Here is a 16,112-nt window from a genome sequence, read left to right as displayed (position 1 = left end):
TGTAGCACGTCAGATAAACCAAGGTTAAACGTGTCGATTCGGCACTATTTGGAGCATTAGAAAATGGCAGTTAAAGACCAACTCCGCGTTGATCGTGAGTTCAATAAAAACCCAACCGGTAGGCTGTTTTTCGACAGCATGACCGCTCGGATAACTGACCTTTCCAACGTCCGAATCCTGGCCTGTAGCGTCGACACCGTCCGCCAGCTCTATCGCGGCCTGATCCGCCCGGAAATCATGAGCCTCTTCGACAAGCCCGGCACCATCGTTGACTTCGCGGGCCAGCGTTGGCACTCGGGTCGCGTCAGCAAGGATTCCGGGTACCAGTACAAGCTGCAGAATGCTGACCTAGGCATCATCCTGCTGGTGAAGAACTTCAACGCCAAAATCGAGAACATCGGCCCCCACCTGAAAATCGAAGTGTCACCCCATGCTATCGACCAGTTCTGCCCCGAGCGCCTGCAGGAACGCCTGGACTACTACGCCGGCCACGTGCTGACCAACATCGAGCGCAACCAATGCGCCGTTCACCTCGCCCTGGATCTGCAAGGCTGGCAACCGCCCGCCGATCTGGTCGCCCGTATGCACTGCCGCGCACGCGCTGCCCGCGATATTTCCGGCATCAAGGAAATCCAATGGACGCTGGAGTCTGCGACCTACGGCAAAGGTCAGTCCTACCTGTTCGGCTCAGCTGGTGGCGTCCAGCTCGGTATCTACAACAAGACCGAACAGGCCCGCGCCATCGACAAGCTCGACTACTGGGAAGGCGTGTGGAGACGTCGCGATAGCTTCGATGAAGGCGACCCGGACAACTACGACCCAGAGCAAGACGTCTGGCGCGTAGAGCTGCGTTACCACCACTCTGTGATCCAGCAATTCGCCTCGGGCTCGTTCGATCTGCAGACCAGCCAGATCATTGAAACCAACAGCTACGCCGCCTTTGCCCCGCACCTAGACGGCCTGTGGCGCTATGGCCTGCGCCAATTCAAGCTACTGGCTCGCCCTGGTTACTTCGAACCCATTTGGACCCTGATCCGCGAAGACGTTCGCGTGGATCTGCCGGTTGATTCCCTGGTGGACGAAACCGAGTACAAGCGCCAATACAAGACCTCGCGGGGCTTCTCCGGCAAGAACGTCGAGTTATTCCTGGGAAACTTCGTCAGCCTGCTGGCACGGGAGCGAGTGGGCGCTAGAAAGGCTTTCTATCGGCTCAAGGATTGGGAGTGCTGGCCGGTGATCCGCGACCACTACGCCGCTAAGGGCATGGACGAAGACGGGTTGTATAAGCACATCAAAGGCATCCTTGAGGAACGCCATGTTCGTTGGGGGCGTGCTGTCTGATGTTTGTTTGCCAAATACACAAACAAGACAAACACGCTGATGCTCACGCGCTTGGCCAGGGCCGTCACCATGGCAATTGAGCAACTGAGTGATGGTCGCTGGAAAGTCGACGTTGAACCCATCAAGGGCCGTCGCTTCCGCAAGACCTTCAAGACCAAGGTTGAAGCCCAGCGCTTTGAAGCGACCTGCAGGGCCAATTGCATCGACTCGCCAGCCTGGACGCCCAAGCCGAAAGATCGTCGCCGCCTGTCTGAACTCTGCACCCGGTACCATGAACTGCACGGCCATGCGTTGGCTGATGGTGCCGCGATCCTCCGCACTCTGCAGAATCTGGCTAAAGACCTGGGCGACCCCATCGCGGTCAAGCTAACCGGCAACGCCTTCTGCGAAACACGCAGCGAATTGCTCAAGGCCGGCATTCAAGGCAAGACCATGAACAACCGGCTCGGCTACCTGAAAGCCCTGTTCAACGAGCTGCACCGCCTGGGCGATATCGACTACCCGAACCCGCTGGTCAACGTCCGCCCGCTACGCCTGCAGGAACGCCCTATTTCCTTCCTCTCGACCTGCCAGATAGCCGAACTGCTCGAGGCCCTGGATGACCGCACCACCAGCCCAGGAATCGGCTTGATCGCTCGCGTCTGTCTGAGTACGGGTGCCAGGTGGGGAGAAGCCCAAGCGCTGACACCTGAGCGAGTGCGTAACGGCATGGTGACCTTTGCCAACACTAAGTCGAAGCGAACCCGGTCGATTCCTATCGATAGCGCACTGGAGAGGGCGCTACATGTCTACTTCAAGCGTCACGGCCTGTTCACCAACTGCATGCTGACCTTCAGCCGTGTGCTGGATAAGACCTCGATCAAGCTCCCGGCCGGCCAGGCCACGCACGTGCTACGGCACACCTTCGCCAGTCACTTCGTCATGCGGGGCGGGAACATCCTGACGCTGCAGAAAATCCTGGGGCATACGTCGCTGGCAATGACCATGCGCTATGCGCACCTGTCACCGGACCATCTGCAGGATGCTTTGACCTTGAATCCGCTTTTCGACACTTCTTCGACACCTGCCGAAAGCTGAAAAGCAAAAAGCCCCGAAAACTTCTCAGTTCTCAGGGCTTTAGGTATTGCGAAAGTGGCGGTGAAGAAGAGATTCGAACTCTTGATACGGTTTCCCGTATACACACTTTCCAGGCGTGCTCCTTCAACCACTCGGACACTTCACCGGATCTCGACGTTTTGGCCTGTAGCCCGTCGAGGTGCGCTAATGTAGTCGAATGTTTTCCGAATGGCAAATTTTTTTAAAGGATTCATGCGCTTAAGAGCGCAGCGGGTTTTCCTCTGGGCCTTCGGCAGGCGTTTCGTCGAAACGCAGGTGGCCGAACAGCAGGAAACCCAGGGACATGAACAGCCCCGCACCGAACAGAAGCAGCACACCGGCGGGGCTGCGAAGGTAGAGCATTTCGCTGAGCGTGACCGAGCCCAGCAGTAGGCCGATCACTGCGAGGGTATAAAGGATGGAATTCAGGATGTTCATGGACAGCTCCTTCGCTTCGCCGCCACCTTAATAGCCAGGCTTCGCTGCCCGCCAATTGCCATCCGGCATCGCCACGATAGGCAAAACCGCTGACCCGCCAGTCAGTCACGGCGCTTTACCGGAGCGATTGGGCTGAGTACCTTCTGCCGACATTCAGCCTGCGGCTCCAACAAGGAAAACTGCCATGAGCGACCTGATCAGCTATCAACTCGAAGACGGCATCGCCACCCTCACCCTGAGCAATGGCAAGGTCAACGCCATCTCGCCTGACGTGATCGCTGCCTTCAATGCTGCGCTCGACCGCGCCGAGCAGGATCGCGCCATCGTCATCATCACCGGTCAGCAAGGCATTCTTTCCGGCGGCTACGACCTGAAAGTAATGACCTCCGGCCCGCAGAACGCGATCAACCTGGTCGCTGCAGGTTCCACCCTGGCGCGGCGCATGCTTGCCCACCCCTTCCCGATCATCGTCGCCTGCCCTGGCCATGCCGTGGCCAAGGGTGCCTTCATCCTGCTGTCGAGCGATTACCGCATCGGCGTCGAAGGCCCGTTCAGCATCGGCCTGAACGAAGTGCAGATCGGCATGACCATGCACCATGTCGGTATCGAGCTGGCCCGTGATCGCCTGCGCAAGTCGGCCTTCCACCGCTCTGTGATCAATGGCGAGATGTTCGACCCGGCTGGCGCCGTGGATGCCGGCTTCCTGGACAAGGTGGTGCCGGCCGAGCAACTGCTGGCCACCGCACAGGCTGCGGCGCAGCAGATGAAGAAGATCAACATGACGGCGCACAAGAACACCAAGTTGAAGGTGCGCAAGGCGCTACTGGAAACCCTCGATGCGGCCATCGAGACGGACAAGCAGCACCTGATGTAAGCACGCGACACATCGCGCCTAGAAAAAAGCGCCGCTTCCGTTGAGGTCGCGGCGCTTTTTAGTTTTTGGCCTGTTGCTCTGAGGGCGAAGGTTGCTGCGTGTTCAGCCGGAGTAGTCAAGCGCCGTCCAGGCCCTGCTCATACCCTGGGCCAGCACGCAGCCAGGCTTGCTCAATTGCTCATTGAAGGCTGTCGGCAGCAGCGTGGTTTCGCCCTCGGCAGCGCCATGACGCTCGGTAAGCCATTGCAGCCTGCCGCAATTGGGCGTCTCGATCACATAGCTGGCGGCGATATTGGAGTGGTGGCTGGGCAGGTGGATCACGTCGAGCACCACGCCCGCCTCTTCAACCCGCTGACCATCGGAGACCAGCACGGCCCAGGCCTGCTCGCCCTCGATCACCAGATAGGCACCGTTGGCCTGTGGTCGCTCAATCTGCGGTTGCGCGCAGCCACTCAACAGGGCCAGTAGCACAATCGTCATCAGCATGTGTTGCATTGCCAATACCCCCTTGCAAGGCGCCCACATCTGCATGGTGGGCGGGTCGTTGTCGCCTGAATGAGGCCACTATTACCCAATACTGTTTATTTGTACAGTATTTTTCGATTACCCTATTCGCAGGCAAATGACCGAGCACATAGGAGCGCCATCATGCTGGACGTACTGCAGCTGAAACACCGAGTGAACCGCATGCCGCTGGAGCGCGTTCGCGAGATGGTCGACGAGTTGCTGCTCGAAGGCATCGTCACCGAGAGCCGCACGCCCTTTAATCGTCAGCACTTCAATACCTGCTTCGCCGAGATCGAGGCGTTGTTGCAGCGCGCTGGCTATCACCGGCAGCTGGATGTGGTCGGTTATCAGGGGCTGGCCTACGCGCTGTTCGATCCGGCCCGCTGGGAAGCCGTCGAGGTGCTGCGCTGGTTGCGCGATTACGTCGAAGAAGCCCATGTACAGCCGGCCTCCTGAGCCGGCAGGGCGAACCAAAAACGCTCAGTGACGCACGGCCATGCACGGCATTGGCTCAACGGCAGGCCCGCAACATGGCGCCTGCGCAAAGCCGTTAAGGCTCCAATCGATCTCATCAAATAGCTGCAAACCATTGATTTATAACCTACAGCCTCTTATCCGCAGTTCCGTTCGTGTATCGCCGAGTATCGCGAGCGAAAGCTGGCAAGCCCCTTGCTAATGCCCTGTCAACATCCTGCGTAGCACGCCAACGGCGGCGGGCCGGGGATCACGGACAACGGCGTCCGTCAGGTCACCTCCTCTTAACGAGGTGGCCTGGCGTACGCCGTTTTTGTTTATGCGCCTGACAAGGATTAGACCCATGACCGATCGTGATTCGACCAAGCCCTTCGGCACCAGCCGCCGCAACTTCCTCAAGCAATCCATCGCCCTGGCCGGCGCCGTAGGCGGTATCGCCGCACTCGGCCTGTCCGCCCCCGCATCGCTACGCAGTGCGGCCTGGGCTGCCGGCTCCGACGCACCGGAGAAATCCGCGCTGACGGTCGGCTTCATTCCCCTGACCGATTGCGCATCGGTGGTAGTGGCAGCCACCCAGGGTTTCGGTGAGAAGTATGGCCTGACCATCAAGCCGAGCAAGGAGGCCTCCTGGGCCGGCGTGCGCGACAAGCTGGGCACCGGCGAGCTGGATGCCGCCCACGTGCTCTACGGCATGATGTACGGCGCCCAGCTCGGCCTCGCCGGCCCGCAGAAGGACATGGCGGTGCTGATGGGACTGAACCAGAACGGCCAGGCCATCACCCTGTCCAAGCAGCTGCGCGAAGCCGGGGTAACCAACGGCGCGCAACTGGCCGAGCACGTGAAGAAAGGCGGTAATCCGCTGACCTTCGCCCAGACTTTCCCCACCGGCACCCATGCCATGTGGCTGTACTACTGGCTCGGCAGCCTGGGCATCAACCCGATGAGCGACGTGAAGACCATCGTCGTACCGCCGCCGCAGATGGTCGCCAACATGCGCGTCGGCAACATGGACGGCTTCTGTGTTGGCGAGCCCTGGGGCGCGCGGGCGATCTTCGACAAGATCGGCTTTACCGCCACCACCACCCAGCAGATCTGGCCGGACCACCCGGAGAAGGTGCTCGGCACCACCCGCGCCTTCGTCGAGCAGTACCCCAATGCGGCGCGCGCGCTGATCATGGCGATTCTTGATGCCAGCCGCTTCATCGAGGCCAGCGAGGAGAACCGCAAGAGCACCGCCAAGCTGATTTCCGGCAAGGCTTACGTCAACGCGCCGGTGCAGGTGATCGAGCCGCGCTTCCTCGCCCAGTACGAGGACGGCCTCGGTAATAGCTGGAAGGACGAGCACGCCATGGCCTTCTGCAAGGACGGCAGTGTCAACTTCCCCTATCACTCCGACGGCATGTGGTTCCTGACCCAGTTCAAGCGCTGGGGCCTGCTCAAGGACGCGCCGGACTACGCCGCCGTGGCCGCGCAGATCAACCAGACCGCGCTGTACGCCGAAGCTGCTGGCGCGCTCAAGCTGGCGGTGCCGAGCAGCCCGCTGCGCAGCAGCACGCTGATCGACGGTGTGGTCTGGGACGGCAGCAACCCGGCCGCCTACGCCGACTCCTTCGCCATCAAAGCTTGACCGGAGGTGATCATGAACGCGCCCCTGAAAACGCCCCTTCCCACAGTCAGCAAACCGCGCCTTTCGCCTGCCGCCCTGCTGCCGAGCGCAACGACCCTCGGTCACCTGGCCAAGGCCGGTATCGCCCCGCTGCTGGGCATCCTCGCCTTCATCGGCTTCTGGTCGCTGCTGGCGCAATACAGCGAAGGTCTGCCGGGGCCGCTGAGCACCTGGCAGGCTGCCCTGGTGCTGTTCGCCGACCCGTTCTACGACAACGGCCCCAACGACATGGGCATCGGCTGGAACATCCTCAATTCGCTCGGTCGAGTCGGCATCGGCTTCGGTCTCGCTGCGCTGGTTGGCATTCCCCTGGGTTTCGCCATCGGCCGCTTCGCCTTTCTCGCCGGCATGCTGGCGCCCATCATCAGCCTGCTGCGTCCGGTCTCGCCACTGGCCTGGTTGCCGATCGGCCTGCTGGTGTTCGAGGCAGCGGGGCCGGCGTCGATCTGGGTGATCTTCATCAGTTCGATCTGGCCGATCATTCTCAACACCGCGGCGGGCGTTGCCAGCGTGCCGCAGGATTACCTGAATGTGGCCCGCGTGCTCAAGCTGTCGGAGTTCAAGGTGCTGACGCGCATCCTCTTCCCCGCCGTGCTACCGCACCTGATGACCGGCATCCGCCTGGCCATCGGCGTGGCCTGGCTGGTGATCGTCGCCGCGGAGATGCTCACCGGCGGCATCGGCCTGGGCTTCTGGGTGTGGGATGAGTGGAACAACCTCAACGTCGAGCACATTCTCATCGCCATCATCATCGTCGGCCTGGTGGGCCTGGCGCTGGAGCAGACGCTGCTACTAATTGCCAGGCGCTTCGATTACGCAAGCTGATAAAGCCTTACAAGACATTACGCCAACTCGTTGTTTTAAATGAAGAGTAGCCTGGATGAAATCCGGGTCGCCATGACCCAAATCCTCCGGATTGCATCCGGGCTACGGCGAGAGAATGGGAGAATTTCGATGGAAAAATTCGTAGAGCTGACCCAGGTATCCAAGCATTTCGATACCAAAAAAGGCCGCTTCCAGGCCTTGGCCGACGTCAACCTGAGCATCGCCCGCGGCGAGTTCGTAGCGCTGATCGGCCATTCCGGTTGCGGCAAGTCGACCGTACTCAATCTGATCGCGGGCCTGCTTGAAGCCAACGAAGGGGGGTTGATCTGCAATGGCCGCGAGATCGACGGCCCCGGCCCGGAGCGCGCCGTGGTGTTCCAGAACCACAGTCTGCTGCCCTGGATGACCTGCTTCGGTAACGTCCATCTGGCGGTGGAACGGGTGTTCGGCGCGCAGGAAAGCAAGGCCCAACTCAAGGCCCGCACCGAGCAGGCGCTGAACATGGTCGGCCTCGGCCATGCCATGCACAAGCATCCCAGCGAGATCTCCGGCGGCATGAAACAGCGCGTCGGCATTGCCCGCGCCCTGGCCATGGAGCCGAAGGTGCTGCTGATGGACGAGCCGTTCGGTGCCCTCGATGCGCTCACCCGCGCGCATCTGCAGGACGAGCTGCTGCGCATCGTCGCGCAGACCCGCAGCACCGTGGTGATGGTCACCCATGACGTCGACGAGGCCGTGCTGCTGTCCGATCGCATCGTGATGATGACCAATGGCCCGGCGGCCACCGTCGGCGAAATCCTCGCCGTCGAACTGCCGCGCCCGCGCAACCGCCTGGCGCTGGCCAATGACCCGCAGTACCACAGCTATCGCACCGCCGTGCTGGAGTTCCTCTACCAGCGCCAGCAGCGCCCGGCCGCCTGAAGCTGTGGCAACCGCTCTGGCTGGAGGGCCGGAGCGGGAACCTCTGGGTCGATTCAGGGACGAACCTGTGCCTCCAACCGACGAGCAGAGAACGCCGTGCTAGACCTTACGACCTGGAACCTGTCGATCCCCACCGACCCCGCACCCACCACCATCAGCACCGAGCGCCTGAACAACGGCTACGAAAGCCGTTACTTCCGACGCAACGGCGACGGCAGCGTGACCTTTTGGGTCCCGGTAACCGGCTCGACCACCGCGGATGCGCGCTATCCGCGCAGCGAGCTACGCGAAACCCAGCGCGACGGCAGCCTGAGCAACTGGCAGCACGCCAGTTCGGACAACTACCTCAGTGCCGTACTGCAGGTGGAGCGGGTGCCCAGCCGCAATAAGGTGGTGATTGGCCAGATCCACAGCACCGACGTGCCGGGCAGCCAGAACGACCCGCTGGCCAAGCTGCAGTATCACTATCGCCGCGGCGTCGGCCGCGTCGAGTTGTTGCTGCGCGCCCGCCCCGGAGACAGCAAGGTGCAGAACATCCTGCTGGCCGAGAACGTGCAGCTTGGCGAGCGTTTCGGCTACGACCTGCGCGTGACGCCCAGCGGGCGCCTCGGGGTCAGCGTGGCCAGCAGCGACGGTGACGAGGGCGCGATCTACCGGCAGCTCAGCAGCCGCTGGAACACCCAGTACCTGTACTTCAAGGCGGGCGCCTATATCCAGGACAATTCCGGGCCGGACAACGAAGGCGGCCGGGTGACCTTCCATCATCTCAACAGCCTGCACCGCTAGGGCACGCAGCAGCATACAATCGCCGTTTTTCTCGACAACGGTTCGACCATGGCGCGCCTGACCCTCGATTTTCCCGAAGACCAGTACTGCTACAGCACCCACCTCACCGTGCGTGTCACCGACATCAACGGCGCCAACCATCTGGGCAACGACTCGATGATCTCGATGATTTCCGAGGCGCGCGCACGTTTTCTCTTCGAATTCGGCATCCGTGAAACCGATGGCAGCGGCACCGGCATCATCGTCACCGATCTGGCCACCACCTACCGGGCCGAGGCGCATGCCCGTGACCAGTTGCTGTTCGAAGTCGGCGTGATGGATTTCAACAAGTATGGCGGCGATATCACCTTCCGCATCACCCGCCCAACCGACGGCACACTGGTGGCCATGGCCAAGTCCGGCTTCGTGTTCTTCGACTATCGCCAGTCGAAGGTGGTGCCGATGCCGGACGCCTTCAGCGGCAAATTCCCAAAGGTCAATCGGCTCGACTGACTGCCGCTGGCGTACCCGCCGAAGACGCGCACTACAGCCCGGCCTGGTGGTTCTGACCAAAACTTGCACAATTATTGCTGCCGGCTCCGTGACACATCGCTATTCATCTGCTACGCCTAGCTCATAAACAGAAAAAGGGGGATCGAGGATGACCGACACCTACCGCCGCGCCCGTCAGGCCGGACTGCTGAGCAACCTGCTGGCAATCGCCCTGCTGACCCTGCCGCTACCAACCCACGCCACCAGCGCTGCCCAATCTTCCACAATCGAATCGCAGGTCGCATTCAGCACGCTGCGCAGCTGAGCCAAACGCTCGCCCCGTTGGGGTGCAGCCAATGTGAAACCGCCTCGTTTTGCGGCATCCCTGCGTCGGCTGAATTTGCACAACGCCCGATCTTAAAGCCTTTGATCGATTGGCCCGGCCCTTGCTTGGTCCCTGGTACCAGGTAGCCAACGGCGGCCACCTCCCTCACGACAAAGACGTCGCCTCACCTCGCCTTCATGGCCTGTGGTGAAGCGGCGTTTTTTTTCGTGTTCGCCCCAGCGTTCGGGGCCGCTGCAGGTATCGCGAGCCGAGCCAGCAGCGCGATCGTTCAAACCTGTTGTGGCTTTGGCCGCTGGGCTCTGCATTACCCGTGCACGGCCTCCCCGACAGGTGCGGCAGTCGTGTCCACGACCAAGGTCTGCTGCGCCATGTCGGCTTCTTCTCGCTGATGAGGTGATCGATGAATACAAGTTTCTGGAAAGCCGGCCACGCCCCCACCCTGTTCGCCGCCTTTCTCTATTTCGACCTGAGCTTCATGGTCTGGTACCTGCTCGGCCCGCTGGCAGTGCAGATCGCCACCGACCTTGACCTCAACGCCCAACAACGCGGCCTGATGGTGGCCACACCGATTCTCGCCGGTGCCGTGCTGCGCCTGTTGATGGGTTTTCTCGCTGATCGCCTGTCGCCGAAAACCGCAGGCCTGCTCGGCCAGGTGGTGGTGATCGTCGCGCTGTTCTGCGCCTGGCAGATCGGTATCGGCAGCTACGAGCAGGCGCTGCTGCTCGGCCTGTTCCTCGGTTTCGCCGGCGCCGCCTTTGCCGTAGCCCTGCCGCTGGCCTCGCAGTGGTACCCGCCACAGCACCAGGGCAAGGCCATGGGCATCGCCGGTGCGGGCAACTCCGGCACCGTACTGGCAGCACTGTTCGCGCCCGGGCTGGCCGCGCTTTCAGGCTGGCAGAACGTGTTCGGCTGGGCGTTGATCCCGCTGCTGGCGACCCTGGTGATCTTTGCACTGGTGGCCAAGAACGCACCGGAGCGGCCCAAGGCAAAAGCTTTCGGCGACTACCTCAAGGCCCTCGGCGACCGCGACAGCTGGTGGTTCATGTTCTTCTACAGCGTCACCTTCGGTGGCTTCATCGGCCTGGCCAGCGCACTGCCTGGCTACTTCAGCGACCAGTACGGACTCAACCCGGTCACCGCCGGCTACTACACCGCCGCCTGCGTGTTCGCCGGCAGCCTGCTGCGCCCGCTCGGCGGCGCCCTGGCCGACCGCATCGGCGGCATCCGCTCGCTGCTCATGATGTATACCATCGCCTCGCTGTGCATCGCCGTGGTGGGCTTCAACCTGCCCAGTTCGACCGCCGCCCTGGCGTTGTTCGTCGCCGCCATGCTTGGCCTGGGCGCCGGCAATGGCGCGGTGTTCCAGCTGGTGCCGCAGCGTTTTCGCAAGGAAATCGGTGTGATGACCGGGCTGATCGGCATGGCCGGCGGCATTGGCGGCTTCTTCCTCGCCGCGGGCCTGGGCACGATCAAGCAGCATACCGGCGATTACCAGCTCGGCCTGTGGCTGTTCGCCAGCCTCGGCGTACTGGCCTGGGTCGGCCTGCATGGGGTCAAGCAACGCTGGCGCACCACCTGGGGCAGCGCCGCGGTGACCATCGCGCGGGTGTGAGCGAATGACCCTGCAACTGAGCATCGGCGAAGCCAGCGACACCGGCCCGCGCAGCGAGAACCAGGACGCGCTGCGCGTGGTCACCCCGGCGCCGGCCTTGGCCGCCAGCAAGGGCTACCTGCTGGGCCTGGCCGATGGCGTCAGCCAGTGCGCCGATGGCGGCCTGGCGGCGCGCGCCACCCTACAGGCGCTGGCTTTGGACTACTACTCCACGCCTGAGACCTGGCCGGTACAGCACAGCCTGGACCGCCTGCTGATCGCGCAGAACCGCTGGCTGCAAGCCAATGGCGGCGGCCAACCGCTGCTGACCACCCTCACCGCCCTGGTGCTGCGCGGCCGCCGCTACACCCTGGCGCATATCGGCGACAGCCGCGCCTACCTGTGGCGTGACGAACGCCTGCTGCGCCTGACCGAGGACCACGTCTGGGAACAGCCGGGCATGCAGCATGTGCTCAAGCGCGCCATGGGCCTGGATCAGCACCTGGTGGTGGACTACCGCGACGGCGAGCTGCAGGCCGGCGACCGCTTCCTGCTGGTCAGCGACGGGGTCTGGGCCTGCCTCAGCGACAAGCGCATCGGTGAACTGCTGCGAGGCGAAGATATCGAGGCAGTCTGCCAGGCGCTGGTCGCCGAGGCTCACCGCGCCGGCAGCCAGGACAACGCCAGCGCCCTGCTGGTGCACGTCGAGCAGCTTCCCGACGCCGCGCTGGCCGACACCCTGGCCCAGCTCGATCACTGGCCACTACCGCCGCGCCTGCGCGACGGCCAGGCATTCGAGGGCTGGCAGGTCGAAAGCCTGCTCGGCGAATCGCGCCAGTCGCTGATCTACCGCGTGCGCGACGCGCACAATCAGCCCTGGCTGCTCAAGACACTACCAGCCAGCCGTGCCGGCGAGGAGCAGGCCGGCCCGGCGCTGCTGCAGGAGGAATGGTTCCTACGCCGCGTCGCCGGGCGCCATTTCCCCGAACTGCACGCCCTGCCGCAGCGCCAGCACCTGTATTACGTGCAGCGTGAATATGCCGGCCAGACTCTGGCCGCGCGCCTACGACAGACCGGTCCGCTGAGTCTGGCCGACTGGCAGGACCTGGCGCCACGGCTGATCAAGGCCCTCGGCCTGCTGCACCGACGCAATATCATCCACCGCGACATCAAGCCGGAGAACCTGCTGCTCGGCGACGACGGCGAGCTGCGCGTGCTCGATTTCGGCCTCGCCTACTGTCCAGGTCTGACCCGCGACGAGGCACACAGCCTGCCTGGTACGCCCAGCTACATCGCCCCGGAGGCCTTCGCCGGCAACCCGCCCAGTGCGCAGCAGGATCTCTATGCCGCTGGTGTAACCCTTTATCACCTGCTGACCGGGCATTATCCATATGGCGAGATCGAGGCCTTCCAGCACCCGCGCTTCGGTCAGCCGCTACCCGCCAGCCGTTACCGCCCGGATCTGCCGGCCTGGCTCGATGAAATATTGAACCGCGCGGTCGCCGCCAGCCCGGCGCAGCGCTTCGAAACCGCCGAAGAGTGGCTGCTGGCCCTGGAAAGCGCTGAGCGTCAGTTGCTGAACAGCCGCCCGCGACCACTGCTCGAGCGCGAGCCGCTGCTGGTCTGGCGAACGGTGGCGCTGGTATCGCTGCTGCTCAATCTGCTGCTGGCGGTGCTGCTGCTCAAATGACTCGGCTCGCACCAAAGCAGCGCAAAAAAAGCCTCGCAACGGTGCACGCGCTAACTCACGCGACCCCGCAACGTCGCTGCAACGCCTGAAAAACCGTATTCCGCAGAGTTGGCACAAGGACTGCATTGCTTCTGACACAACATAAAGTGCGGCCTTCAACGAAGAAGGCTGCACCTCCCGACAGAACGGGACCTGGACAAAGGCGTCCTCGCTAGGTGACTAGCGGGACGCCTTTTTTGTTTTCTGGCCTGCCATTTATGGCAGCCACTTTTTCCGTGATCAACGATTCAGGAGATGGCCGGCATGCAAAAACTCAAGCTGGTGATGATCGGCAACGGCATGGCGGGTGTACGCACCCTCGAAGAGTTGCTCAAGCTCGCCCCCGATCTCTACGACATCACCGTGTTCGGCGCCGAGCCGCACCCCAACTACAACCGCATCCTGCTTTCGCCGGTGCTGGCCGGCGAGCAGACCTTCGAGGAGATCGTGCTCAACGATCTGAACTGGTACGCGGAAAACCACATCAAGCTGCTGCTCGGGCGCAAGGTGGTCAGGATCGACCGCAAGAAGCGCCTGGTCATCGCCGATGATGGCAGCGAGGCCGAATACGACCGCCTGCTGATCGCCACCGGCTCCAACCCCTTCATCCTGCCGATTCCGGGCAAGGATCTGGCTGGCGTGATCGGCTATCGCGACATCGCCGACACCCAGATGATGATGGACACCGCCAAGACCCATAAGCACGCGGTGGTCATCGGCGGCGGCCTGCTCGGCTTGGAGGCGGCCAACGGCCTCAAGCTGCGCGGCATGGACGTCACCGTGGTGCACATCGGCGACTGGCTGCTGGAGCGCCAGCTGGACCGCACCGCCGGCGAGCTGCTGCAAAAATCACTGGAAGACCGCGGCCTGAACTTCCTTCTGCCCAAGCACACCGCCGAATTGCTGGACAACGGCGAAGGCCGCGTCTGCGCGGTGAAGTTCAAGGACGGTGAGGTGATTCCTGCCGACCTGGTAGTGATGGCCGCCGGTATCCGCCCCAACAGCGATCTGGCCGAACAGGCCGGCATCGCCTGCAACCGCGGCATCCTGGTCAACGACACCATGCAGACCTATGATCCGCGCGTCTACGCCATCGGCGAGTGCGCCAGCCACCGCGGCATCGCCTACGGCCTGGTGGCGCCGCTGTTCGAACAGGCCAAGGTCTGTGCCAACCACCTGGCCCTGCTCGGCTACTCCCGCTATCAGGGCTCCGTGACCTCGACCAAGCTCAAGGTCACCGGCATCGACCTGTTCTCCGCTGGTGAATTCATGGGCGGCGAAGGCACTGAAACCATTACCCTCTCCGACCCCATCGGCGGCGTGTACAAGAAGCTGGTGATCAAGGACGACGTGCTGGTCGGCGCCTGTCTGTACGGCGACACCGCCGACGGCGGCTGGTATTTCCGCCAGATCCGCGAGAGCCAGAACGTCAGCGAGATTCGCGATCACCTGATGTTCGGCGAAGGCGCGATCGGGGACGTCGGCCACCAGGGCGCGGACAAGACCGCCAATATGCCCGACAGCATGGAAATCTGCGGCTGCAACGGCGTGTGCAAGGGCACCATCGTCAAGGCGATCCAGGAGAACGGCCTGTTCTCGGTCGACGAGGTGAAGAAGCACACCAAGGCCGCCAGCTCTTGCGGTTCCTGCGCCGGCCTGGTCGAGCAGATTCTGATCAGCACCGTCGGCGGTGCCGCCGACGTCAAGCCCAAGAGCGAAAAGGCTATCTGCGGCTGCAGCGACCTCAACCACGGACAAATCCGCAAGGCGATCCGAGAGCAGCACCTGACGTCCATGGCGCAAACCATGGAATACCTGAACTGGGGCACGCCCAATGGCTGCGCTACCTGCCGCCCCGCGCTCAACTACTACCTGATCTCAACCTGGCCGGGCGAAGCCAAGGACGACCCGCAGTCGCGCCTGATCAACGAACGCGCCCACGCCAATATTCAGAAGGACGGGACGTATTCCGTTGTTCCGCGTATGTGGGGCGGCGTGACCAATCCGTCGGAGCTGCGCCGCATCGCCGACGTCGCCGACAAGTACAACGTGCCGATGGTCAAGGTCACCGGCGGCCAGCGTATCGACCTGCTGGGGATCAGGAAGGAAGACCTGCCAGCAGTGTGGAAGGAGCTGGACATGCCGTCCGGCCACGCCTACGGCAAGTCCATCCGCACGGTGAAGACTTGCGTCGGCAGCGAGTTCTGCCGCTTCGGCACGCAGAACTCGACCCAGCTGGGCATCGACCTGGAGCACGACCTGTTCAACATGTGGTCGCCGCACAAGGTCAAGCTGGCGGTCTCCGGCTGCCCGCGCAACTGCGCCGAGGCCGGCATCAAGGACGTCGGCATCATCGGCGTGGACTCGGGCTTCGAGCTGTACATCGGCGGCAATGGCGGGATCAAGACGGAGGTGGCCGAGTTCTTCGTCAAGGTCAAGACCGCCGAAGAGGTGCGCGAATACAACGCCGCCTTCCTCCAGCTGTACCGCGAGGAAGCCTTCTACCTCGAACGCACCGTGCATTACATGCAGCGCGTCGGCATGGAGCACATCAAGAAGGCGGTGCTGGAAGACGAAGCCAACCGCAAGGCCCTGGCCGCGCGCCTGCACTATGCCCTGTCGTTCGAGCAGGACCCGTGGAAGGAACGCCTGGAGACGCCGCAGCTGAAAAAAGAGTTCGACACCATCAAGGTCGTGCAAATCGAGGAGGCCACCGTATGAACTGGCTGGATATCTGCGCTCTGGACGAAATCAACGTCCTCGGCTCGCGCATCGTCAGTGGCCCCAAGGGCGACATTGCTATTTTCCGCACTACCGGGGATGAGGTCTTCGCCCTCGACGACCGCTGCCCGCACAAGGGCGGCCCGCTGTCCCAAGGGCTGATCTATGGCAAGCGCGTAGCCTGCCCGCTGCACAACTGGCAGATCGAGCTGGAATCCGGCGAAGCCGTGGCGCCGGATGTAGGCTGCGCGCACCGGCACCACGCCCGCGTGGAAAACGGCCGTGTGCTGCTGGCCCTGAATACCGCCGCGAAATGTGCGTAAGCCG

At 62.8% G+C, this 16,112-nt stretch carries 16 protein-coding genes and 1 tRNA gene; 14 read left to right on the top strand and 3 right to left on the bottom strand.

Annotated elements, in window-relative coordinates; genetic code table 11:
- Positions 1-63: 63 nt before the first annotated feature.
- Entirely contained in the window at positions 64-1,341 is a 1,278-nt protein-coding gene (locus B2U07_RS09835; RefSeq protein ID WP_275545193.1) for a hypothetical protein, read from the top strand.
- 69 nt (positions 1,342-1,410) lie between these two features.
- Positions 1,411-2,418: a phage integrase gene (locus B2U07_RS09830; RefSeq protein ID WP_296276879.1), complete on the top strand. Its 1,008-nt coding sequence runs from the start codon at positions 1,411-1,413 to the stop codon at positions 2,416-2,418.
- A gap of 55 nt (positions 2,419-2,473) precedes the next feature.
- Here B2U07_RS09830 and B2U07_RS09825 read toward each other — a convergent pair.
- Together B2U07_RS09825 and B2U07_RS09820 are read right to left on the bottom strand one after the other, a co-directional pair.
- A tRNA-Ser gene (locus tag B2U07_RS09825) sits at positions 2,474-2,563 on the bottom strand.
- Between the two features lie 92 nt (positions 2,564-2,655).
- A complete protein-coding gene (locus B2U07_RS09820) occupies positions 2,656-2,874 on the bottom strand; it encodes a hypothetical protein (RefSeq protein WP_275545194.1) in 219 nt (72 codons plus the stop codon).
- 184 nt (positions 2,875-3,058) lie between these two features.
- On the opposite strand from B2U07_RS09820, the gene B2U07_RS09815 reads away from it, so the two are divergent.
- Positions 3,059-3,748, top strand: a complete 690-nt coding sequence (locus B2U07_RS09815; RefSeq protein WP_275545195.1) for a crotonase/enoyl-CoA hydratase family protein — start codon at positions 3,059-3,061, stop codon at positions 3,746-3,748.
- A gap of 102 nt (positions 3,749-3,850) precedes the next feature.
- Here B2U07_RS09815 and B2U07_RS09810 read toward each other — a convergent pair whose 3' ends face one another.
- A complete protein-coding gene (locus B2U07_RS09810) occupies positions 3,851-4,243 on the bottom strand; it encodes a hypothetical protein (protein WP_343252177.1) in 393 nt (130 codons plus the stop codon).
- Between the two features lie 153 nt (positions 4,244-4,396).
- Here B2U07_RS09810 and B2U07_RS09805 point away from each other — a divergent pair, with 153 nt between their 5' ends.
- From B2U07_RS09805 to nirD, 11 genes are all read left to right on the top strand, one after another.
- Positions 4,397-4,711: a transcriptional regulator gene (locus B2U07_RS09805; RefSeq protein ID WP_197855793.1), complete on the top strand. Its 315-nt coding sequence runs from the start codon at positions 4,397-4,399 to the stop codon at positions 4,709-4,711.
- A 361-nt stretch (positions 4,712-5,072) separates the two neighbouring features.
- The gene (locus tag B2U07_RS09800) at positions 5,073-6,356 is read left to right on the top strand and encodes a CmpA/NrtA family ABC transporter substrate-binding protein (RefSeq protein ID WP_275545197.1); all 1,284 of its coding nucleotides are present in this window, start codon (positions 5,073-5,075) and stop codon (positions 6,354-6,356) included.
- Between the two features lie 12 nt (positions 6,357-6,368).
- Positions 6,369-7,220, top strand: coding sequence for a nitrate ABC transporter permease (gene ntrB / locus B2U07_RS09795; RefSeq protein ID WP_275545198.1), 852 nt, complete (start codon positions 6,369-6,371; stop codon positions 7,218-7,220).
- Positions 7,221-7,349: 129 nt separating this feature from the next.
- A complete protein-coding gene (locus B2U07_RS09790; protein WP_275545199.1) occupies positions 7,350-8,141 on the top strand; it encodes an ABC transporter ATP-binding protein in 792 nt (263 codons plus the stop codon).
- Positions 8,142-8,237: 96 nt separating this feature from the next.
- Positions 8,238-8,927 (top strand): polysaccharide lyase family 7 protein, encoded by a 690-nt coding sequence (locus tag B2U07_RS09785; protein ID WP_275545200.1) that lies wholly within the window; start codon positions 8,238-8,240, stop codon positions 8,925-8,927.
- A gap of 48 nt (positions 8,928-8,975) precedes the next feature.
- Complete coding sequence (locus B2U07_RS09780) at positions 8,976-9,419, top strand: thioesterase family protein (protein WP_275545201.1); 444 nt, start codon at positions 8,976-8,978, stop codon at positions 9,417-9,419.
- A gap of 148 nt (positions 9,420-9,567) precedes the next feature.
- The gene (locus B2U07_RS09775) at positions 9,568-9,723 is read left to right on the top strand and encodes a hypothetical protein (protein WP_275545202.1); all 156 of its coding nucleotides are present in this window, start codon (positions 9,568-9,570) and stop codon (positions 9,721-9,723) included.
- A gap of 421 nt (positions 9,724-10,144) precedes the next feature.
- On the top strand, positions 10,145-11,356 hold the full coding sequence (locus tag B2U07_RS09770) for a nitrate/nitrite transporter (RefSeq protein WP_275545203.1): 1,212 nt from the start codon (positions 10,145-10,147) through the stop codon (positions 11,354-11,356).
- 4 nt (positions 11,357-11,360) lie between these two features.
- On the top strand, positions 11,361-13,025 hold the full coding sequence (locus B2U07_RS09765) for a bifunctional protein-serine/threonine kinase/phosphatase (protein ID WP_275545204.1): 1,665 nt from the start codon (positions 11,361-11,363) through the stop codon (positions 13,023-13,025).
- 303 nt (positions 13,026-13,328) lie between these two features.
- Positions 13,329-15,785: a nitrite reductase large subunit NirB gene (gene nirB / locus B2U07_RS09760; RefSeq protein ID WP_275545205.1), complete on the top strand. Its 2,457-nt coding sequence runs from the start codon at positions 13,329-13,331 to the stop codon at positions 15,783-15,785.
- Positions 15,782-16,108, top strand: coding sequence for a nitrite reductase small subunit NirD (nirD, locus tag B2U07_RS09755; RefSeq protein WP_197855802.1), 327 nt, complete (start codon positions 15,782-15,784; stop codon positions 16,106-16,108). The genes nirB and nirD overlap by 4 nt, the downstream gene beginning before the upstream one ends.
- Positions 16,109-16,112 lie beyond the last annotated feature (4 nt).

Source organism: Pseudomonas sp. UBA7530 (assembly GCF_002479365.1).
Taxonomy (GTDB): domain Bacteria; phylum Pseudomonadota; class Gammaproteobacteria; order Pseudomonadales; family Pseudomonadaceae; genus Aquipseudomonas.
This window is presented reverse-complemented; position numbering and strand designations above follow the sequence as displayed.

Excerpts from the sequence above, each read along its gene's own strand:
- B2U07_RS09835 (WP_275545193.1), top strand. The coding sequence starts at position 64 with ATGGCAGTTAAAGACCAACTCCGCGTTGATCGTGAGTTCAATAAAAAC.
- B2U07_RS09830 (WP_296276879.1), top strand. The coding sequence starts at position 1,411 with ATGGCAATTGAGCAACTGAGTGATGGTCGCTGGAAAGTCGACGTTGAA.
- B2U07_RS09820 (WP_275545194.1), bottom strand. The coding sequence starts at position 2,874 with ATGAACATCCTGAATTCCATCCTTTATACCCTCGCAGTGATCGGCCTA.
- B2U07_RS09815 (WP_275545195.1), top strand. The coding sequence starts at position 3,059 with ATGAGCGACCTGATCAGCTATCAACTCGAAGACGGCATCGCCACCCTC.
- B2U07_RS09810 (WP_343252177.1), bottom strand. The coding sequence starts at position 4,243 with ATGCAACACATGCTGATGACGATTGTGCTACTGGCCCTGTTGAGTGGC.
- B2U07_RS09805 (WP_197855793.1), top strand. The coding sequence starts at position 4,397 with ATGCTGGACGTACTGCAGCTGAAACACCGAGTGAACCGCATGCCGCTG.
- B2U07_RS09800 (WP_275545197.1), top strand. The coding sequence starts at position 5,073 with ATGACCGATCGTGATTCGACCAAGCCCTTCGGCACCAGCCGCCGCAAC.
- ntrB (WP_275545198.1), top strand. The coding sequence starts at position 6,369 with ATGAACGCGCCCCTGAAAACGCCCCTTCCCACAGTCAGCAAACCGCGC.
- B2U07_RS09790 (WP_275545199.1), top strand. The coding sequence starts at position 7,350 with ATGGAAAAATTCGTAGAGCTGACCCAGGTATCCAAGCATTTCGATACC.
- B2U07_RS09780 (WP_275545201.1), top strand. The coding sequence starts at position 8,976 with ATGGCGCGCCTGACCCTCGATTTTCCCGAAGACCAGTACTGCTACAGC.
- B2U07_RS09775 (WP_275545202.1), top strand. The coding sequence starts at position 9,568 with ATGACCGACACCTACCGCCGCGCCCGTCAGGCCGGACTGCTGAGCAAC.
- B2U07_RS09770 (WP_275545203.1), top strand. The coding sequence starts at position 10,145 with ATGAATACAAGTTTCTGGAAAGCCGGCCACGCCCCCACCCTGTTCGCC.
- B2U07_RS09765 (WP_275545204.1), top strand. The coding sequence starts at position 11,361 with ATGACCCTGCAACTGAGCATCGGCGAAGCCAGCGACACCGGCCCGCGC.
- nirB (WP_275545205.1), top strand. The coding sequence starts at position 13,329 with ATGCAAAAACTCAAGCTGGTGATGATCGGCAACGGCATGGCGGGTGTA.
- nirD (WP_197855802.1), top strand. The coding sequence starts at position 15,782 with ATGAACTGGCTGGATATCTGCGCTCTGGACGAAATCAACGTCCTCGGC.